Annotated in this window: 17 protein-coding genes and 1 pseudogene; 11 read left to right on the plus strand and 7 right to left on the minus strand. The window is 33.7% G+C overall.

The genetic code is table 11. The features are described from left to right. Positions 1-129 precede the first annotated feature (129 nt). The 11 genes from NFS18_RS15590 to rfbG all read left to right on the plus strand — a co-directional run bounded on the left by NFS18_RS15590 (position 130) and on the right by rfbG (position 12,529). Positions 130-1,443, plus strand: coding sequence for a UDP-glucose dehydrogenase family protein (locus NFS18_RS15590; RefSeq protein ID WP_251391917.1), 1,314 nt, complete (start codon positions 130-132; stop codon positions 1,441-1,443). A gap of 14 nt (positions 1,444-1,457) precedes the next feature. Further along, positions 1,458-2,453, plus strand: a complete 996-nt coding sequence (locus tag NFS18_RS15595) for a glycosyltransferase family 2 protein (RefSeq protein WP_251391919.1) — start codon at positions 1,458-1,460, stop codon at positions 2,451-2,453. Positions 2,454-2,502: 49 nt separating this feature from the next. Further along, entirely contained in the window at positions 2,503-3,486 is a 984-nt protein-coding gene (locus NFS18_RS15600; RefSeq protein ID WP_251391921.1) for a lysylphosphatidylglycerol synthase domain-containing protein, read from the plus strand. Next, positions 3,476-4,465, plus strand: a complete 990-nt coding sequence (locus tag NFS18_RS15605) for a glycosyltransferase family 2 protein (RefSeq protein ID WP_251391923.1) — start codon at positions 3,476-3,478, stop codon at positions 4,463-4,465. Before NFS18_RS15600 ends, NFS18_RS15605 begins: the two co-directional genes overlap by 11 nt. Beyond that, complete coding sequence (locus tag NFS18_RS15610) at positions 4,466-5,545, plus strand: NAD-dependent epimerase/dehydratase family protein (protein ID WP_251391926.1); 1,080 nt, start codon at positions 4,466-4,468, stop codon at positions 5,543-5,545. It begins immediately after the preceding gene. After that, complete coding sequence (locus NFS18_RS15615; RefSeq protein ID WP_251391928.1) at positions 5,546-6,007, plus strand: LbetaH domain-containing protein; 462 nt, start codon at positions 5,546-5,548, stop codon at positions 6,005-6,007. A gap of 50 nt (positions 6,008-6,057) precedes the next feature. Further along, positions 6,058-6,831 carry a glucose-1-phosphate cytidylyltransferase gene (gene rfbF / locus NFS18_RS15620; protein ID WP_251391936.1) on the plus strand — a complete coding sequence of 258 codons (774 nt, stop codon included), beginning with the start codon at positions 6,058-6,060 and terminating at the stop codon, positions 6,829-6,831. A 12-nt stretch (positions 6,832-6,843) separates the two neighbouring features. Beyond that, complete coding sequence (locus NFS18_RS15625) at positions 6,844-8,547, plus strand: thiamine pyrophosphate-binding protein (RefSeq protein ID WP_251391938.1); 1,704 nt, start codon at positions 6,844-6,846, stop codon at positions 8,545-8,547. 17 nt (positions 8,548-8,564) lie between these two features. Further along, positions 8,565-9,449 (plus strand): acyltransferase family protein, encoded by an 885-nt coding sequence (locus NFS18_RS15630; protein ID WP_251391940.1) that lies wholly within the window; start codon positions 8,565-8,567, stop codon positions 9,447-9,449. A 136-nt stretch (positions 9,450-9,585) separates the two neighbouring features. Next, positions 9,586-11,421, plus strand: a complete 1,836-nt coding sequence (locus NFS18_RS15635; protein ID WP_251391942.1) for a hypothetical protein — start codon at positions 9,586-9,588, stop codon at positions 11,419-11,421. A gap of 40 nt (positions 11,422-11,461) precedes the next feature. Then, a complete protein-coding gene (rfbG, locus tag NFS18_RS15640) occupies positions 11,462-12,529 on the plus strand; it encodes a CDP-glucose 4,6-dehydratase (protein ID WP_251391944.1) in 1,068 nt (355 codons plus the stop codon). A gap of 832 nt (positions 12,530-13,361) precedes the next feature. Here the strand turns inward: rfbG and NFS18_RS15645 are convergent. The 7 genes and pseudogenes from NFS18_RS15645 to NFS18_RS15675 form a co-directional block, all read right to left on the minus strand. Then, positions 13,362-14,784, minus strand: a pseudogene (locus tag NFS18_RS15645) (AAA family ATPase). A gap of 245 nt (positions 14,785-15,029) precedes the next feature. Then, positions 15,030-16,997 carry a hypothetical protein gene (locus NFS18_RS15650; protein WP_251391946.1) on the minus strand — a complete coding sequence of 656 codons (1,968 nt, stop codon included), beginning with the start codon at positions 16,995-16,997 and terminating at the stop codon, positions 15,030-15,032. 37 nt (positions 16,998-17,034) lie between these two features. Further along, a complete protein-coding gene (locus NFS18_RS15655) occupies positions 17,035-17,856 on the minus strand; it encodes a LicD family protein (RefSeq protein ID WP_251391948.1) in 822 nt (273 codons plus the stop codon). A 9-nt stretch (positions 17,857-17,865) separates the two neighbouring features. Continuing rightward, entirely contained in the window at positions 17,866-18,810 is a 945-nt protein-coding gene (locus NFS18_RS15660) for a transketolase family protein (RefSeq protein WP_251391950.1), read from the minus strand. Further along, entirely contained in the window at positions 18,794-19,639 is an 846-nt protein-coding gene (locus tag NFS18_RS15665) for a transketolase (RefSeq protein ID WP_251391952.1), read from the minus strand. The genes NFS18_RS15660 and NFS18_RS15665 overlap by 17 nt, the downstream gene beginning before the upstream one ends. Next, complete coding sequence (locus NFS18_RS15670) at positions 19,626-20,348, minus strand: phosphocholine cytidylyltransferase family protein (RefSeq protein ID WP_251391953.1); 723 nt, start codon at positions 20,346-20,348, stop codon at positions 19,626-19,628. Before NFS18_RS15670 ends, NFS18_RS15665 begins: the two co-directional genes overlap by 14 nt. Before the next feature lie 20 nt (positions 20,349-20,368). Then, entirely contained in the window at positions 20,369-21,118 is a 750-nt protein-coding gene (locus tag NFS18_RS15675; protein ID WP_251391955.1) for an SDR family NAD(P)-dependent oxidoreductase, read from the minus strand. Between the last annotated feature and the right edge of the window lies 1 nt (position 21,119).

The following is a 21,119-nucleotide window of genomic DNA, read 5'->3' on the forward strand; positions in this document are numbered from 1 at the left end:
TGTAGAATTATGATATAATATGTTGGGATTAGGCGAAAAGAAATAAAAAAGTATAAGAATCCTTAAGTTGGCAACTTGAGGATTCCCCAAAATACTATCTGACAAAGTAGAAAAAGGTAGGGAAGAGATATGAGAATTACAGTCGCAGGAACAGGATATGTCGGTCTTGTAACAGGTGTCTGCCTTGCAAGCAAAGGACACCAGGTTATCTGTCTTGATGTAGATGAAGAAAAAGTCAAAACCATGCAGCAGGGAATTTCTCCAATTTATGAGCCAGGACTTTCTGAACTGATGCAAGAATCTATGGAGAATCTTACGTTTACGACTGACTATGCAGGCGCATATAAAAATGCAGAAGTCATCTTTATCGGGGTAGGAACCCCTGAGAAATCAGACGGCTCTGCCAATTTAAGTTTCGTATATCAGGTGGCAAAACAGATTGCCAGAACTGCTGAAAATAATTGTGTTGTCGTAGTGAAGTCGACTGTGCCGATAGGTACCAACGATAAAATTGAACAATATATCCATGATAAACAGGTGCATGACTGCAAGATTTATGTGGCATCCAATCCGGAGTTCCTTGCACAGGGAACGGCAGTCCGTGACACTTTACATGCATCGCGTATCGTAATTGGAACAGATGAAAAATATGCGGCAGATATTCTGATGCAGGTATACGAAAAATTTGACGCCCCAAAGATTACAGTCGGACGCCGAAGCGCGGAAATGATTAAATATGCATCCAATGACTTCCTTGCATTAAAAATCAGTTATGTTAATGAGATTGCCAATCTTTGTGAAACAGTTGGCGCTAATGTAGAAGAAGTCACTCTTGGAATGGGATTCGATAAACGGATCGGGGATTATTTCCTAAATGCTGGAATCGGTTACGGCGGCTCTTGCTTCCCGAAAGACACAAAGGCATTAAGCTGGCTTGCAAGTTTTAACGATAAGGAAATCCGGACAGTTAAAGCTGCGATTGAAGTAAATGACAGTCAGAAATTAAAGCTGATAAAAAAAGCTAGAAAATATTATGATGACTTTTTATTTTTGAATATAGCTGTACTGGGATGTACTTTCAAACCGGGAACTGACGACTTACGTGAAGCTCCGTCATTGGTAAACGTTCCGCTTCTGTTGGAAGATGGCGCCCGCGTACGTATCTGGGATCCGGTTGGTACAGAGAATTTTAAAAAACAGGTTCCAAATGAGAAAATCCAGTATTGTGGAAGCATTGAGGAAGCCATCACGGATGCTGATATCTGCTTCATCTTTACTGAATGGAAAGACGTATGTGATTTTGACGTTACAAAGTACCAGAAGCTGATGAAACGGCCTATCGTACTTGACGGGCGAAATTGTTATGCACTGGATCAATTCGAGGGGACCGGTATTACATACGGTTCTATCGGACGAAAAACGATAAACGATACTGAAGAATAGGTTAGGGAAAAGACATGAAACTGATTATCCAGATTCCATGCTACAACGAAGCAGAAACACTGGAAGTAGCATTAAATGATTTGCCAAAACACATTGACGGAATTGATGAAATTGAATATCTGATCATCAATGACGGCAGTGCTGATAATACGGTCGAAGTGGCAAGAAACTGGGGAGTTAACTATGTAGTTAGCTTCCGAAACAATAAAGGACTTGCAAGAGGCTTTATGGCAGGTCTCGATGCGTGTTTAAGAAACGGAGCGGATATCATTGTCAATACTGACGCTGACAATCAATACTGTGGTGAAGATATTGAAAAACTTGTCCGTCCGATTCTCAACGGAGAGGCTGGAATGGTGATCGGGGAACGTCCGATAGACCAGACAGCACATTTTTCGCCGCTTAAGAAAAAGCTGCAGCATCTTGGCAGTTGGGTTGTGCGAAAAGCATCCAAGACAGATGTCCCGGATGCTCCAAGTGGATTCCGTGCATACAGCAGACATACGGCAATGCGCCTGAATGTAATCAACGAATATACTTACACCCTTGAAACAATCGTACAGGCAGGACGCCAGAAAATGGCGGTGACCTCAGTCCCAATTCGTACAAATGCTGAGCTGAGACCATCCAGGCTGTTTAACAGCATGTTTGGTTATGTGAAGAAATCCATGCTGACTATTGGACGTGCACTGATGATGTACAAGCCCCTGTATTGCTTCGCATGGATAGCCGGTATATTCGGTGTTGCCGGGGCTGCATTGGGAATCCGTTACCTGGTGTATCTTGCCATTGGAAATGGGGAAGGGCATATTCAGTCACTGATCCTTGCCAGCATGTTGATTATAATCGCGGTTTTAGCCGGGGTAATTGGACTTCTTGGGGATGTGATCTCTGCAAACAGGAAACTGTTGGAAGAGATTCAGTTTGAACTTCGGAAGATGGATTATGGTCAGGGCCATGAAGAAGGCAAGGATGATATTGCAGAAAAAACAAAAGAGCAAAATATATAAGCCAAGAAAATAACAAACTACATCGTACGTATAGGAAATAAACTTAAATATGGAAAAGAGAAAAAACAGAATCAATATAACTAAAATAATAAAATATATTGGAAATATTGTCATGATATTGGCCATTGTCATAATTATTAGTAAAATTCAATCATATGATGTAGATTATTCCATTATATTTTCTAAAAAAAATATATTTTCATTTATATTAATTACTTTAATTTATTCTGTAACTGTAATTTTAGGTGGAATTCCATGGACAAACATAATTAATGCATTACTCAGTTGCAAAATTCAATACTGGGAAACCATGCTGATATATACAAAGTCTAATGTTTTCAAATATATTCCAGGTAATGTTTTTCAATATGTTGGACGAAATGAACTTGCGGTAAATAAAAACCTAAAACACTCTAGGGTTGCTTTGTCAACTTTAATAGATGTAAGCTGGAATATTTTTTCGATTATATTGTTAGCAATTTTATTAGCCAGAAAAAACTTATTCAGATATGTTACACAACAGTATGAAAATTTTGGGAAAGAAGTTTTTATATTTTTTGTAATATCTATATTAGTGGTATTACTGCTCTGCCTTATTATATTAAAAAAAAAGAGAAAAGAAATAGTTGAAATATTACACGAAGTTTTCTCCATAGAGCTTACAAAAGCATTAGGAAAAAATTTTTTATTCTACATTATACAAGGATTGGTAAACGCTGGGCTTTATGTTGCCATTTTCTCTATCATATCAGGCGAATGCTACTCTATTCAGAGTATTATGTCTTGCATGGGAGCAATGTTAGTTGCTTTTGCGGCAGGATTTATAACGCCGGGTGCACCGGGTGGAGTAGGAATTCGCGAAGCAGTAAGTTTGTTTTTATTAGGTACGGTAATTGGAGAGTCTGTTATTTTAACGGGAATTGTTATTATGAGAGTGCTGTCTATTGTAGGAGATATCTTTTCATTCATATTAATATGGATAATAGAAAAGTTGAGAAACCAAAGAATGGGAGAACAAAGAAATGTCAAATAAATCGCATGGTGTATTAACGATTGCAATACCAACATATAACAGATGTGAATTCCTGTTAAAAAATTTAAAAAGTCTTGATCAGATGATTTGTAATTTAAAAGCTCAGGATTTTGTTGAAATTTTAATTTCAGATAATGCTTCTACAGATGATACTGAAAAAGAAGTTATGAAATTAGTCAAAGGAAATGTTTATATAAACTATCATAGAAATGAAAAAAATATCGGACCAAGAATAAATATTGCTAACCTTTTTGGAAAAGTTAAGACAAAATATATGTTGTTATTAGGGGATGATGATTTCATTTCTATAGATTACTTAAGAGAAATTCTTGAATGTTTAGAACAAGACATAGGATGTGTTATTCCAAGTTACGTTAATATTGATTTGAACGGGGAAAAAAATGGACGCGGAAGAGATTTAACAGTAAAATCAAACAAATACAAAGGCGGTTTCCAAAATTGTCTTGAAAATGCATGGCGTGGACATCAGATGAGTGGTCTGGTATTCCGTGTAGAAAATATAATGGAAGAAATAAAGGAAAAAAGTATATATAATTATTATCTTCAAATATACGCACTGGCCTATTGCTGCCTGCATGGAACGACATATCATATAACCGAATATCCTATACTGGTCACAAGACCGCCTCAAAACACTAAAGATTGGGGATACGGAAAAGATGGATTAGTTGGGGATGTATTTGAAAATTTTGTAAAGTTAGACATTTCAAACTTGCAAAAAGTGCAATTGGAAATGAGATTTTTAATTAATCAATATTGGAGATATGCGATGTACCTAAAAAAAGGTATAAAAAATTTTTTCATTTGCATTTGGAGTATTGTGAAATCTCCATATACGTTATGGGAAACAAAAATTATATTTGCTTCTACATTTATGTTTATCCTAGCGGGGAAATCAATTGGATTGTTATGTAGTGGAAAACTGCTGCAAATACTTACAACAGAGGTGGATATTTAAGTGAAAAAGAATTTATTAGATAATACGATTGTTAAAGAAGATATGAATATCATCTATACTTCAATAAAAGGTATAGAACAGCTGAAAAACACTAAAATTCTGGTTACAGGTGCTTATGGTATGCTCGCATCCTATTTAGTCTATTTTTTTATTTTTTTGAATGAATTTCATAATTTCTCTATAGATATATGGATTATTGTGCGGAATAAAGAAAAATTAGAAAAACGATATGGAAATATTTGTGAAAAAGAATATTTTCACTATGTAATGCAAACGTTGGATTCTGAAATAAGAATATCCGAAAAAATGGATTACATCATTCATGCTGCAAGCCTAGCATCCCCTCAATATTATAATACAATTCCTGTTGAAGTAATGTTGCCAAATGTGATCGGAACATATCACTTACTGGAATTTGCAAAAAAGTGTAAAACCAAGAATTTCTTGTTTTTCAGTAGTTCTGAAATATATGGAAAGCAAGATGAGACAATCAGCAAAAATTATGATGAAACAGTTTTAGGGATATTAGATCCCATGGATATCCGAAATTGTTATGCGGAAAGTAAACGTATGGGAGAAAATATGTGCGTGGGTTATTTTAGAGAATATGGAATAAAAACAAATTCTGTCCGCATTTTTCATACCTTTGGTCCTACAATGGATATACATCATGATGAACGAGCATTCTCTGAATTTGTTGCTAATATTATAGATAAAAAAAACATTGAAATGAAAAGTGAAGGAAAAGCAAAACGAGCATTTTGCTATATAACGGATGCCATTTTAGGTTTTCTGCTTATTTTACTTTATGGAAGCTCAGGCGAAACGTATAATTTATGTAACGACTTACAGTATATTTCTATTTCCGAACTGGCAAAAATACTCGTGAAATTGTTTCCAGAACGGAATTTAAAAGTTAAAAAAGTAACCAGAAGTATTGAAAGTACATATGTTTCCAAAAAGGATGAAAATCTAATTACCGCTGATAGCAATAAGCTGCGACAAATAGGATGGTGTCCTCAAATTACGATAAAAGAAGGGTTTTTTAGAACAATTAAAGCAATAGAGGAGGGAATGTAAATGGAAGTATGGCAGATGCTTAATTTACAAAAAAAACCTTTTATTGGAAAAATCGGATCATTGATTTTGCGTCTTTGGGGATGTGATATTCCTAAAACTGTACAACTCCCTCAGAAATTGTATGTTGCGCATCATGGAAATGGTGTTTGTATTCATCCAAACACTATTATCGAAAAAGGTGTGAGAATTTTTCAGCAAGTTACAATTGGGAGATCTGATGTTTATCTTCCGAGTGATCAATCAATATATGAACGTATCATTATTAAGGAATATGCTATTTTAGGGGCTGGATGTAAAATACTGAATAATAAAGGAACATTAATTATTGGCGAAAATGCGATTATTGCAGCAAACGCAGTTGTACTCAATGATGTTCCGGCAAACGAAGTATGGGGAGGAATTCCGGCAAGAAAATTGTATACCAGAAAAGAAGAAGAAATATTTCATGGTCCTGCCATGTAAGATGAAAAACTTATTATATGTTTTAAATAATGAAAGGAACAAAATATATTATGAAAGCAGTTATATTAGCAGGTGGATTTGGTACACGGATTAGCGAGGAAAGTTATCTCAAACCTAAGCCAATGATTGAAATTGGAGAAAAGCCAATTTTATGGCATATAATGAAAACATTTTCATATTACGGAATACAAGAGTTTGTAGTTTGTTGTGGATATAAGCAGCATTTAATTAAAGAATGGTTTGCAGATTATTATTTGCATAATAGTGATATAACTTTTGATTTTTCACTGAATAACGAAATGACTGTTCATAACAATGTGTCTGAGCCATGGAAAGTTACATTAGTGGACACAGGGATAAATACGATGACTGGTGGAAGAGTGAAAAGAATCCAGAAATATATCGGAGAAGAAACATTTTTACTTACTTATGGTGATGGTGTGGCTGACATTAACATAAAAGAACTGACAGCCTATCATAAAAAGCATGAAAAAATAGCGACAATAAGTGCATATAATATTGGTCAACGATTTGGTGTATTAGAAATAGATGATCATAATTCAATAAAGTCATTTAGAGAAAAAAGTTCCTCAGACGGTGAAATGATTAATATTGGATATATGGTATTAGAGCCCCAAATATTCGAATATATTACAGATGATAAGACGGTTTTTGAAAAGGAACCATTGGAAAAATTGGCAATAGAAGGGGAATTGATGGCTTATAAACACATGGGTTTTTGGCAATGTATGGATACACAGAGAGATAAGAAGAAATTAGAAGAAATGTGGGAATCAGGAGATGCACCATGGAAAAAATGGTAAAGGAGATAATAGATGAAAGTATCAGATTACATAGTAGAATTCCTGATAGAAAAAGAAATTAGCGATGTTTTTGGTTATCCGGGAGGAATGGCTGCACATTTAATTGATTCATTTGATAAATATAAAGAGGATATTACAATACATACAAATTATCATGAACAAGCTTCTGCTTTTGCAGCAAATGGGTATGCACAGGTTACAGGTAAAGTAGGTGTTGCTTATTCATCCAGTGGTCCGGGAGCGACAAACTTAATTACTGGAATTTGTAATGCCTTTTTTGATTCTATACCGACACTTTTTTTAACTGGGCAGGTAAATACATATGAAGCAAAAAAGGATCTTCCAATTCGTCAAAAAGGTTTTCAAGAAACGGAAATTCTTCCCATTGTAAAAAGTGTTACTAAATACTGTGCATATATAGAGCATGAATCAGATATACGCTATGAGTTAGAAAAGGCTTTTTATTTTGCTCAAGAAGGCAGAAAAGGTCCTGTTTTGCTTGATATACCAATGAATATTCAACGGATGGATATAGACCCAGAGAATTTGCGTTCTTTTCAATTAGAGCAGCAACAGAAGTCTCAAATTGATATTAGTGTAATTACTCAATCAATAAAAAATTCTAAAAGACCAGTACTTCTTGTTGGAGCAGGAACAAAACCAGAGAATACCAAAAAATTAGTTAGACAATTAGTAGAAAAATGGAGAATACCACTGGTAAGCAGTATGCTGGCAGTAGATGTCGTATCCTCAGATGAGGAAATGAACTTTGGTTTTATAGGGGCATACGGAAACAGAGCAGCTAACTTCATAATAGCGAAAAGTGATTTGGTTATTGCTATAGGATCTCGTCTAGATGTTCGTCAGGTCGGCGGTCAAAGAGAAAATTTTGCTCCTGACGCTCAGCTTATTCGAGTTGACATAGATGAAGGAGAATTATTTAATCGTGTAAATAATCGGGAAAAACATATTTGTGCAGATGCGCAGGAAATATTACAAAAAATATTAGCTGAACCAATAGATATTGGAGAATCGCTTCATCAATGGAGACAGATATGTAATAAAATACGAAAAAAATTATACGGTATAGATGATAAAACTCCAAACATTATTACAAATAAGATTGGAAAAGCGATCCCAGACGGTTATACGATAACAACCGATGTGGGGCAAAATCAAGTTTGGGTTGCTCAGTCCTTTTACATAAAACAAAACCAAAATGTATTTTTTTCTGGGGGTCTCGGTTCTATGGGATATTCCCTTCCGGCTGCTATCGGCGCATACTATGGGAGTAAAAAACCTGTAGTTTCCTTTAATGGAGATGGGGGATTGCAGATGAATATCCAAGAACTGCAGTTTATTACTCGCGAAAAGCTTCCAATCGCGATTGTTGTGTTGAATAACCGTGCACTAGGAATGATACGTCATTTTCAAGAAATGTATTTTGACGGTTGTTATTCACAAACCGTAAATGGAAATGGCTACGAGTCTCCGGATTTTAAAAAAATTGCTCAGGCATATGGGATAAAATATTGCCTCATAAGTGAGGAAAAAGAGATTAAAGAAGATTCTTTTATTATAACAGAACCAATATTAATAGAAGTAGTTTTTAATGAAAATACTTATGTATTTCCTAAGTTAGAGTTTGGTAAACCTAACCAAGATCAAGAACCACTGCTGGATAGACAACTATATGAAGAACTAATGATTTTATAATATGGAAGTGAAATGAAATGGAAACATACAAGAACAGAAATATATCTGTGGATTTTTTACGAGGATTAGCTGTAATTGGAGTGCTATTAGGTCATGCACTTCAAAGGGGGTTATATCCAATTGATTTTAATACAATAGGGTTAACCAAATTTATTTATTCATGGCATATGCAATTGTTTATATTATTGTCAGGTTATACTTTGTGTCTGAGTATACGTCATAATGGAAAAATAAGTATTTGGAAAAAGTTTAAGAGACTTGTAATTCCTACATATGTATGGAGTTGGATTATTTACATTGTCCATGATTTTGATTTTGTAGGAATTAAACCCTTTAGAACATTTGAATTTGGAGTTGTTGAGTATATAAAAATTTTACTGATTCAACCTACATATATTATCTGGTTTTTGTGGGTTGTATTTATTTTTACGATTGTAGTATATGGTGTCTATATGCTTACTCAAAGAAAAGGGCTCAATAGTGATTTAGTTGTTATTTTTTTGAGCTTATTTGTCTTTTCAGGTTTGAGTCTGATAGAGACCAATATGCGTTTATGGGGATGGGACTATTTAAAGCAATATTATGTATTTTTTGTTGTAGGATACGTATGTGCGTGTTTAAAAGAGGAAATTGTTCATGATGCTGTAAAAATTGTATTTATATTGCTTGCTGCATATTTTTCTTTATACAAATTATTCTATAGTATAGAAACAGCTTTCCCATCACAATTAACAGCATTTTTTATGATATCATTTCTATATCTTTTAGTGTGTAAATGTCAGAAAATATTGAAAATAACGGAAAAAAACATAATCTGTTGGCTGGGTAAAAATTCTTTATATTTATATCTCTATCAGTTTTTGTGTTTGAATATTGGTGTGGGGGGGGGATTATCAGAATAATATCCATATTTTGTACATCGACTATAATTTCAGTAGCGTTGGTACTTTTGCTAAATCGAAGTAAGAAAATCAGTGCATTGCTATTTGGGGAGTTTTAGAAGCATTTTCTAAAAACAAAAGAAAAGGAGCAAACATAATGTTAGTTCATTTTTATAAAAAGTATATTAAGAGTAATACTGCTAAATATTTCATGCTATTTACTCTTGTATTTATTCTTAATGCAATGTTTGCCATTAGGATGCGAGGACCTATGTTTTCTGATGAGATAGGTCATTTAAGTTCTGTTGAATATTTAGTAGGAAATGACTGGTCTGATTATGTGAAAAATGTCGGACTTGGATATTATAAGTATGGAACAGCAATATTGTATTTCCCATTGTATTTACTGATTCAGGACAGGACATTTCTTTATATTTCTATGCTGCTTTTTAATAGTATAATACTTGCACTTATTCCGTGCATTATTTTTAAAATAGAGATAGACTTTCTTAATATTAAAGATGACAGAAAAGCTATGTTAATTGCTTTTATGCTCGGGGTTATGCCTTCGTCTCTTATTTTAAGTAAAACGGTTCTGTCAGAAACACTTTTGTCATTTTTGAGTTGGTTAATACTATTATTTTTATTGATATGTTTTCATTGTGGAAAAAATTGGGAACGGCATATTTTAAGTATCACAATTGGATTCCTGTCAGTGTATGCATATATCACACATGCAAGGGGAATTGTAGTAACAATATTGTTATTTATGCTTGTCTTTCTCTTACGTTATTGGAAAAAAATTTCTGTTATAAATATACCGAGTTATTTATTAGGAATATTCATAGGATGGTCCGTAGATTCTGTATTAGGAAATTTTTTAAAATCACATATTTGGAATGGCAATATTAATTATAATAGTACACAGGAAATTCTTTCAGGATGGGCACATATAGATTTCTTTTTTTCGGGTCTTAAAACAATTGTATATACTTTATTTGGATGGCTGTACAGCACATGCTCAAGCAGCTATGGACTCGCAATTTGGGGAATTGTTTTTGTGGTCATTTTTTTATATAAATATTTTAAAGCTGGAAAAGAAACAGAAAAAATAAAAGAAGACGAAGTTATCATTTATATTTATACAATTCTTTATTTTGTAGGAGGGTTTGCATTAGGAATCATTTTTATGGGGTTGGGAACTTATAGAATTATTTATCATGGAGAAATGCTACGGTTAGATCAAATTATTTATGTTAGATATGTAATGGTTCCCATTCAACTGCTTACATTCATTGCTGCATATCAACTTACAGAAAAAGATTATTTGAAAAAATATAAAAACACAAGTATAAAAGCTATTGTTTTAATCAACTTTATTTTCTTTTTCTTTATTAGTGATTTCCTCCATGAAGGAACGGCAGCCATTTTGCAACTATGCGGATTACCGATTATCCCCTCACAAAGCCATGATATTTTGGTTAATTCAAGTAATATTTACCGTCAAATGCTTGTATGGTCTATATTAAATATAGTGATTGCTCTATTTATATATATAGTAGGTAAACGAAAAATCTTAATTTTCATTACCTCTATTGCTGTTCTATTTATTGTACAATATTTTATTTGGATGCATAATGTATGTCTTCCAATTTCTGAATATTATTACGACAAAATTGATGTCGCAGAAAGTTTTTGCGATGAATATGATATTGAGACTGAAACAAATATTATTATAGAAGGAGATAGAATTGTCTATCCCGCACAATATAAGTTGTATAAGTATAATGTTCAAAGAACAGATTGTGAAGAATTGGATAATGCACTCATTTTTGTGGCAGATATAAAAAATAGTGAATTCTCCACGTCCGGTATATACTATGAGATTACTAATAATGATAACTATTCAAGCTATATAGTGGTAAAGGGAGATAATTTAAAAGATTGTTTAATTGCAAAGGGATTAAATTTAAAAGAAATTAGAAATTACTAAGTAAATAATTAATACTTTATGGAAAGGAGAAACACAAGCCATGAAACACAAAAAAGAACTTTTAGATTTTTACAAAAATAAAAAAGTTTTAGTAACCGGGCATACCGGATTTAAAGGAACATGGTTATGTAAAATTTTAATAAATGCAGGTGCGAAAGTTGTTGGATATGCATTAGAACCCACAACAATGTCTGATTTTTTTTATATCTCAGATATAGAGGAAAGAATGGATTCCGTTATTAGTGATATCAGGGATTATGATAATCTGAAAAAGGTATTTGAAAGAACACGTCCAGAAATCGTAATTCATATGGCTGCACAACCATTAGTTCGTTATTCCTATGAGAATCCGCATTATACATATGAAACTAATGTTATGGGAACGGTTAATATTTGTGAATGCATAAGAATGGCTCCGTATGTTAAATCATTTATAAATATTACAACAGATAAAGTATATAAAAATAATGAGTGGGAATGGGGATACAGAGAGAACGAGCCTTTAGATGGGTATGATCCATATTCTAACAGTAAATCTTGTTCCGAGTTAGTAACACACAGTTATATTAATTCTTTCTTTTCTGATATGGAAATTGCAGTATCTACTGCAAGAGCTGGAAATGTAATAGGAGGTGGGGACTTTTCTGCCAATCGGATTATTCCGGATTGTGTACGTGCAGCAGAAAAGGGCGAAAAAATTGTAGTACGAAATCCTTATTCAATTCGTCCATATCAGCATGTTTTGGAGCCACTTTTTGCGTACTTAATGATTGCAAAAGAACAATATGAAAACAAAAGTTATGCAGGATTCTATAATGTTGGTCCGGATGAAAGTGACTGCATTACAACTGGAGAGTTGGTAAGCTGCTTTTGTGAAAAATGGGGAAATAATGTAACTTGGACAAGTCATTGCGATAACGGACCACATGAAGCTAACTTTTTAAGGCTGGATTGTTCTAAGTTAAAAAAGACATTTGGCTGGAAACCAACCTGGAATGTAGAAATGGCAGTCGAAAAAACGATAGAATGGACAAAAATATATTTATCTAAAGCTGATATTGTAAAATGTATGGATGAACATATAAAAGAGTTTGTTGAACATTGCTAAAATTATGCTAACAAATATTTATACATATGGGAATTATTCACTGCCCACTTTTTACAGCTAGTGTGATATCCTTTAAATAACCGGACATTATTTTATGCTCATGATACAATGTTTACATCAAGCGATGGAGATATCGTATCAATGAGAAGAAAATCAACTATTTGCAATAACTGTTCATGAGTCTCCTGTTATAGCTGCATTGCTCATATGGCATCAGCTTATTATTGTTGAGGGTGACTTTACATTAAAAAAGATACTTATGGAGTAAGTGCTTAATTTTCAGCCATCAGTGTAAAAATATCCGGTTACTTTTCAGTAACCGGAGTACCTTGACAATTCACATATGATTAGTTATTGATTTGAGCTTGCACAGTACTTTCACCACTGCATATCGGCTGGTACCATTCACATTCACGAAACTGGGAACAGAAGATTGTTGAAGATCTCTTACGACTTTTGTGTATCAGTTCGAAAAGGTTTCTGGCTTCTGTCATAACGAAACCTCCAATTGTAGTAAAAATCTACTTCCTATCAAGATGATGTAGTAAAAAACTATTTTCTATCATTATGAATGAGAAAAGGAGAAAAGTATAGTTACCCCAAATTTAAGTGTTTACATGATATCTCCATGAGAGAGGTATGTGGTTTCAATAAAACATTATACGAGTAAACTCACATAAGCAATTCCTACATTACCGGACAGACAGTTTCCCGTATGCCGGATTTGCGGTTGCCACGTGGGAATATCCAGTAATTTAAATGGTTATGGGAGGGAAACGATTAAAGGTAAGCGACAATTGATCAATTATTTTACGCTTACCTTTCAACCATACTATAAAACCCATTTCTCGATTATACATTCATGAGCTTTGTTCTTCTTGTCGTAGTTAATCCCCACCAGCAGGATATTTCCAGTGTAGTTTTCGACTGCCCGGACATACTTCTTTTCTTTAATCTGCTGAAGGGCTGTTTCTGCGGATTTATTCCATTTGAGTTCTACGAGCAATGCAGGCATTTCCTCTGCATATTCCGGTTTGGGAAGGAAGACATAATCTGCAAATCCTCTTCCGGTAGGCATCTCACGTATTGGAATAAAATAATACTGCATTGCTGCGAGAATTCCATTTCTTTTTCTTGGTTGCTGTTAAAAATTCTTGCCTGATTTCCTCATTTGGTATAAAAGCAATGCCTTTCTTCTGATTATAAGCAAGATAGCCAAGATGAATCAATAGTGTCAGTACATCATCTTTATTCCCAAAAGAAACCATATCATTCTGGAATGTATTAACATCCACTTCCACAGATGCACCTGAGAGCATTTCAATAATTGCTGTTTTAAGACCATCAAAATCCATATTTATCAACGGCAGGATCGATTCATATGTCCCGGTTTGTGACCAATAACTCTGATATTCGCCTCTCAACATTACACTGACTACCGCTTTGGGATTATACACATGTTCCTTTGCTAATGTATATCCATTGTACCATCGCTTTACTTCTTCAAAATCTGTATGATATCTTTGGCATAACTTATTTACTTCTTGTTCTGTAAATCCAATATATGGAGCAAAATTTGCCGGTGTTGCCATCGTAAATTCATCAAAATTATTCAATGCCGATTGTGTCCGAATTTTCTTGATTGGCAAAATCCCGGTTAGAAATGCCAGATGCAAAAACTTTGAAGGTTCAGTACCTTTAAATAATCCTCTGAGAAAATTAATATACTCCTCCTGCACCTTTATATTGGAAGCTTCATCACGTATCAGTACATCCCATTCATCTATTATGATGATAAACTTATGACCTGTTGCCTGCGTGACATCTGCTAATGCACCGCCTAACGTAGTATTTTCTGAAAAAAGAACATTCGGAAACTCGGCTTTTAATTCGTTTATCACTTTTTGCGTAATATAAGAAACTGTTTTCTCTGCATTTCCTGCGTCCATGAAGCACCACTGCACATCAAAATGAATCACATTATACCGATTCAAATACTGATGAAACTTCTCTGTTTTACTGATTTGAAGTCCTGAAAATAATGATTCCGAATCACAGCCTCTACTATAATAAGCTGTCAGCATGTTCGCTGTAATAGACTTCCCAAATCGTCTCGGACGACTATTACATATGCAACTTTGTTCTGTATCAATTACACGATTTGTATATTCCAATAATCCCGTTTTATCCACATATATTTCAGAATTAATGACTTTCTGAAACGCCTCGTTATCCGGATTTAAAAACATTCCCATGTTATTCACTTCCTTCCTCAGTCTATACAATTAAGTATACATAAAAAAGTCCGGAATCACAATACGAAACTCCGGACTTTTGTTTTATATCTTTCATGTTCAGGGAAGCCAAATCTGCAATCAGACAACATATTCACACTTATAATTTTGTACTTACGCTATATACTTGCAATTACTATGCCGCTTAAACGTATTATTTACCGGCGTTTACCTATTATAAAAATAGTGTCAAATACCCCTATAAATCAATGGACAGTGCTTATCAAACCATATCGTGGTATATAAAAACCTTGCCCGGTTGAATCTATAATAAACTGAGCGCCTGTAGTTTCTTCTTCGCCATAATATTCAATACCATCTATGTTAAATTCTCCTATCTTGGGTTCACCGTCTTCCATATAATAATTGTAATCTCCAAAGTTTATCCAACCGTCTTCTGGAATGCTATTCTTTTTTGCCTTTAACACAACAAAAAGTTCATTATCATCCTTTATAACTTCAAACGTAATCAATTCATGATATTCTTCATTCAGATAATTAATGAGATAATATAACCCGTTTTCAGCAGGATATCCTACAATTAAATAAACATTATCCTCAAAAAATGATGATATTGATAATTCATCGATTCCGAATGCTTTCAGTTGTTCTTGATATATACCTGTTCCCATAGGACCTCCGCCCCAATGACAGATATTGTCCAATGCTCCTTTTTCTTTTACATCAAATGGATAGAAACTATTTCCTACCTGATTGTTTAAAATATAGAAATTTTGTTTATGTGCAATTGCGTATTTCTCTAATTCATAATTAACTGCTTGCCGATGCATAAAATCAGCCTTTACATCAGGGGAATAAATTGTATTTATTGTCAGCCACAGTCCCATTGATGTTAGAATAAATAAAGCAGTGCGCATTTTTTTAATATTATTTGAACATGAATATTTTATGTTCAGACCTAACAAAGTTATAGCAAATATGGCCGGAAGCATAAATGACTGATATGCCCTCAAAATCATTCGTCCTTTAATACACAAGTATGCATATATCAAAAATGTTCCTAAGACACCAGCGGCTGTCAGAAGTCCGACAAAAAGGTTCATTGAAGATTTTTCTGCTTCTAGTAATAAATAGCAAATTATAATTGCAACACCTAAATATATGCACAGCAAAACTAAAGGGATATAATCGGTCCTAAAGAAACCTTGTGTACTATTTTTGAATTTAGCCATATCATCTCTCATAGAATAGTCATTTTTCTCAAAATCAATAGAATTCCATGAAAATTTCTGCACGATTTTAGAAAGATTTTCTGTATTAAATTTTTCATCCATGTAATATAATGATTTAGTTAAGTAAAAAAAGTTTTCGCTCCACCCAAGCAAACGATATGTTTCTTCATTCTCTTCATATGATGCCGTTCCATAATCTTGATATGATATTCGATATTTGTTATATTCTGCATATTCATCCCCATTCCACTCATTCATCATTGTCCTGCCGTTTGTAATCAGCGCAGATATGAGGATAGTCATAGTAATGCAATAACTGATTATTATAAGCAATTGCTTTTTCCAATCGGTTTTGCCATAATTTTGAATCAAGGCAAGAAGCAAAACCAACAGTAGGTAGCAGCATACAAGATAACCATTGTCTTTGGCATATAGAAAACAAAAGGAAAGAAACACGACACTACATATATATAATGCGAACTTAATTCCTCTACGATAAGATTGTGATAAACTTAAATAAATACATGCTATAGAAGCAATACCAATTAATGTCGCCGTAGTTCTAAAATGCATTCTGACACATACATACCAATATTGTGTCAAAAAAAGTATCATATTTAAAAATAAAGCAAATTGAAAAGAATATCCTTTTCTATAACACTCGCAAAAAACAGTATAAAAAATAATGCCTATTGAAACAAATAAAAAAAAGACTTGCAATAAGCTATATACCGGCAAAAAAGGAAATATTTTATACAGATATCCGATGAAAAGAGACAAAAAATAATTTAAGTAGACTGCAATACTAATATTACCTGTTTTATATCCCGCAATTGCATTAATTGCATTTTCATCATCTGCAGTCGTATATGTAATATATGTCGAATTATATACGATAATAAAAAAAATTGCAGCTAATAAAAAAGAAAAAAACAGTCTTCTCTTTGGACTACTATAGACTTTTTCAAAAAATAAATTCATAATTTTTGTACCATCTTCCTTATAGATTTTCTTATCATTACTGAGGAATATGTTTATTTTTTCTTTCCTTCTCAGGAGGAGGCGTCATATAGTCCCCATACATATGTGTCAATAATTCATGCCATCCGGCAGGACATAAAAAGTTCCTTTCACGAATTTTAAACTCAACAGTACTCTCGAAAATTGTTTTGGGAAGATAAAACGGAGAAACACGTGAAGGTCCCTGACTGGTAATTGCAATATAATTTGTATGATACCCATCTCGATTATATTTTTCAGCGTACCTTTTCTGTTTTTTTAAAATATTTTCTAATTTAGTAAATCTCCCAAATATTTGAAGTGTACGAGCAACAAAATATTCAAATAAAGAATAATTGTTTGGATACATAAACTTTCTAACTGGTCGGTGTGCCAGTCCGAAGCCATAAAAACTTGCCAGGCGAATATACCACCAAATCCGTCCCCACTTTGTTTGAGGTGCATTATCCATAATAAAAATATCAATTCCTGCATATTCTGAACATAAAAAATCACTAGATTCCCCTATTTGATAAGGACTTTCTTTGTCCTTAATCGATGGGAGAAAATTCAAAAAAGCTGCTCGTTTTCTCATTGTATCCCATACATATCTGTTATCCAGTTCCTTTTCGATAATCCCATCCAATTTTTCATAATCTTTTCTTGGCATAATAATATCAACATCATCATCCCACGGGATAAAATTTTTCTCGCGTACTGCTCCGAGTAAAGTACCTGCATATAAAAAATATTGAAGATTATATTTACGGCAAATTCGGTCAAATTCGGAGAGCAGTCCGTATATATTATCTAATAATTGTTTTTGATCTATATTTTTCATCACTTATTCTCACAATCGTTTTATAAATTTAAAAATACTTTCTGTATCTAATTGTGCACGTTTCAGATTATGTTCCCGTAAATCTGCAACAAAATATTCATCATTGGTTCCTATACGATAAAGCGGAGGATAATCTTTTTTATCAGAAATGTACTCTGCAATAGCGCTTCCTAATCCTCCAAAGACAGTATGTTCTTCTACACTTACAATCGCACGGCATCCTTTTAATTCTTCTATTTTAGATACATCTAGTGGTTTAATTGTATGCATATCAATTACCTTACAGCTGATTTTTTCTTCAGAAAGTAGACTCGCTGCATCTAATACATTTTTTAAAACAGGACCTGAAGAAACAATGCCTATATCAGTGCCCTCACGGACACAAATCCCCTTACCGATTTCATAATCAATCTCTTGCGTATAAATTTCAGGCATCATTCCTGTTCCGATAAATCTGATGTATACAGGAGTATTTATCTTGGATGCGGATAAAATAGCTTTATATGCTGTCTGATTGTCTGAGGGTGATATTACGGTCATATACGGTAACGTTCGCATCTGCGCAATGTCTTCAAGACAGGTATGTGTTGCACCCAAATCCCCGGAGGTAAGTCCAGAAGCAAGACCAAGCAGTTTTACAGGTGCCTTCATATAGCTTAAATTGACTTTAATATCGTCTAAAACACGGGCAGTAATAAAAGGGGCATAAGAAACCGCAAAGGTATTAAAGCTTTCATGTGCTAGTCCCGAAGCAACTCCTATTAGATTTTCCTCTGCAATGCCTACATCCAAAAACTGATGAGGATACTTTTCTAATAATGAATCTATGAATATTCTTTTTTCAACATCCGCTGCCAATAACATAAAATTTTTGTCTTGTTCTGCAATTGCAAGTAACGCTGCTCCGACAACTTTGTTTAACTCCATTTTCTGAATATCAATCCTTTTTTCCATTATATATCCCTTCTATATCCCGTTGTGCGATTTCATATAATGTATCTGACAGATAATTATCATGCCATTCCACCCGGTTTTCTGCAAATGAAATTCCTTTTCCCTTGACTGTATCAGCAATTACGGCCTTGGGAAGAGTGCTCTTTTTATGAAAAGCTGCTGCTAATTTTTCACAACTATGACCATCTACATTTAATGTGTAAAAGCCGAAAGACTGCCACTTTTCTGATAAGTTTCTCATATCTACAATATCTTTCGTGCTTCCATCTAACTGTAAATTGTTTTTGTCTACAATTACAGTTAAGTTTTCTAAATTTAAGCTTGCTGCTAAAGCTGCTGCTTCCCAGACAGCCCCCTCGTTACATTCTCCGTCTCCCAATATCACAAACACTTTTGGAGTAGCAACGGCATATTTTTTTTTCAAAGCATAAGCAATGCCAACTCCATATGGTAATCCTAGTCCCAAACTTCCTGAAGAGACTTCAATCCCTTTTCTTAAATTCATTTTAGGGTGTCTGTATAAAAAGGTTTTTTCACCTCTGACAGGAAGCTGCATTTCTTGTTCTGTTATCTTGCCAGCCTGTCTTAATGCAGCATATAATGCAAGCGCACCATGTCCTTTACTCAAAATGAGACGATCTCGTTTTGCATCTACATCATTGTATGCGCCTAAATACATAATATCTGTATAAAGAACAGCCAGAATTTCTACTAAAGACATACAGCCGCCTAAATGCGCTTTCCCTTTGCCGCTTCTGTGACATAAATCTAAAATGTCTTTTTTCATATTGCTGCAGATTGTAAAATACTTTTCTTCACTTCTCTTCATTTTTCATATCCTTATCAATTTTTTCCAGTACCTTGCAGTAATCTTCATAATAATCTATTTCTGCCCACTCCAACTGGCTCATATCAATTCCCTGAATCCGGTATCCCTGTTGCATTAATTCAAAGAAAACCTGTTCGTAATATATTGTATATAATCCATCCTGAATCAAATTGTTCAATGTTCTCTTGAATAATTTTACTTTATTGCATGAAATTTTTGCTATTCCTATATTTTCGCTTGTACGCTTTGGCTCAGGCAAATCTTTTCCGTATGCAAGAATATGATTATTATCATCAAGCTGAAGAAAATAATCTCCTTCATCAACTTTTGATTTATCTACAGCTAATGCTAAATCACTCGGAGCTTCAATTAATCTTTTTATGATATTTTCTTCAAAGATAACATCTGCACTTAATATCAAAATATCATCATTAAATTCATCCTGAGCAAACCATAAGCTTGCAATATTATTAGTAACTTCATAAAATGGATTATAATAATACTGAACATTTTTTCCTTCTAAAGCTTCCATAATTTTCTGATATTTGTATCCTGTACATACAATTGTAGAAACTTGGAATGACTCAAGTATTTCAACAGTTCGTCTGATAATAGGCATATTTTTATATTTAAGTGTTGATTTAGGAATATGAGCAATATCCTCTGATATTCTACTCCCTTTACCTGCCGCAACAATGATAGCTTTCATAAAAAAATCCTCTCTTTAATTTAAATATAGCAATATCCTCCATCGGCTTCAATAACAGCACCATTTATATATGAATTTTTGGTAATAAACCAACAAATGTCTGAAATTTCCTCCGGTGTCCCAAAACGATTTAGGGCTATCTTATTTTCAATTCGTTGTTTCTGCTCAGAAGTTTTTTGCTCTTGTCTTGGAGTTTCAACAAAACCGGGAGCTATTGCATTTACAGTAATCTTTCGTTCTGCAAATACTTTTACCAATTCTTTTGCCATTTGATGAATAGCTGCTTTTGTAACTCCATATGCCAATGAGGTTGAATGCGGATATATTCCCATAATTGAACCAATAAAAATAATTCTTCCGTGATTAGGGGATATCATTTTGTTCAATTCTTGCAATAGATAAAAAGGCACATTCAGATTGATATTCATAATCTTTTCCCATGATTCCTTGGTGATATCCTCAAATCTGGATCTGTCGGTTGCCCCACAATTCAAAATAACAATATCTATTTTTGAGGCTATCTTCTTAATTTTATTTGAAAAATTCAATGCTCCCTGATAAGTTGATAAGTCCTCTTTCATGATAACCAACGGTATATAATCATCAATTTGATATGCCTGGACCGATTGTTTTAGTAAATTGGCTGCCTCATCATCAGAACTATAATTAGCAATTACAAAGTAACCTTCTTTCAAATATTTTAAAGCAATTGATCGACCAATCCCTTTTGTACTTCCCGTAACAAGGGCAATTTTCATATCATCTCTCATG

Source organism: Mediterraneibacter agrestimuris, from assembly GCF_943193195.1.
GTDB lineage: Bacteria > Bacillota > Clostridia > Lachnospirales > Lachnospiraceae > Schaedlerella > Schaedlerella agrestimuris.

Bases quoted from the DNA above. Each gene is read 5' to 3' on its own strand.
- NFS18_RS15600 (WP_251391921.1), top strand. From the start codon at position 2,503: ATGGAAAAGAGAAAAAACAGAATCAATATAACTAAAATAATAAAATAT.
- NFS18_RS15630 (WP_251391940.1), top strand. From the start codon at position 8,565: ATGGAAACATACAAGAACAGAAATATATCTGTGGATTTTTTACGAGGA.
- NFS18_RS15675 (WP_251391955.1), bottom strand. From the start codon at position 21,118: ATGAGAGATGATATGAAAATTGCCCTTGTTACGGGAAGTACAAAAGGG.
- NFS18_RS15660 (WP_251391950.1), bottom strand. From the start codon at position 18,810: ATGGAAAAAAGGATTGATATTCAGAAAATGGAGTTAAACAAAGTTGTC.
- NFS18_RS15665 (WP_251391952.1), bottom strand. From the start codon at position 19,639: ATGAAGAGAAGTGAAGAAAAGTATTTTACAATCTGCAGCAATATGAAA.
- NFS18_RS15670 (WP_251391953.1), bottom strand. From the start codon at position 20,348: ATGAAAGCTATCATTGTTGCGGCAGGTAAAGGGAGTAGAATATCAGAG.
- NFS18_RS15650 (WP_251391946.1), bottom strand. From the start codon at position 16,997: ATGAATTTATTTTTTGAAAAAGTCTATAGTAGTCCAAAGAGAAGACTG.
- rfbF (WP_251391936.1), top strand. From the start codon at position 6,058: ATGAAAGCAGTTATATTAGCAGGTGGATTTGGTACACGGATTAGCGAG.
- NFS18_RS15635 (WP_251391942.1), top strand. From the start codon at position 9,586: ATGTTAGTTCATTTTTATAAAAAGTATATTAAGAGTAATACTGCTAAA.
- NFS18_RS15595 (WP_251391919.1), top strand. From the start codon at position 1,458: ATGAAACTGATTATCCAGATTCCATGCTACAACGAAGCAGAAACACTG.
- NFS18_RS15615 (WP_251391928.1), top strand. From the start codon at position 5,546: ATGGAAGTATGGCAGATGCTTAATTTACAAAAAAAACCTTTTATTGGA.
- NFS18_RS15590 (WP_251391917.1), top strand. From the start codon at position 130: ATGAGAATTACAGTCGCAGGAACAGGATATGTCGGTCTTGTAACAGGT.
- rfbG (WP_251391944.1), top strand. From the start codon at position 11,462: ATGAAACACAAAAAAGAACTTTTAGATTTTTACAAAAATAAAAAAGTT.
- NFS18_RS15655 (WP_251391948.1), bottom strand. From the start codon at position 17,856: ATGAAAAATATAGATCAAAAACAATTATTAGATAATATATACGGACTG.
- NFS18_RS15605 (WP_251391923.1), top strand. From the start codon at position 3,476: ATGTCAAATAAATCGCATGGTGTATTAACGATTGCAATACCAACATAT.
- NFS18_RS15625 (WP_251391938.1), top strand. From the start codon at position 6,844: ATGAAAGTATCAGATTACATAGTAGAATTCCTGATAGAAAAAGAAATT.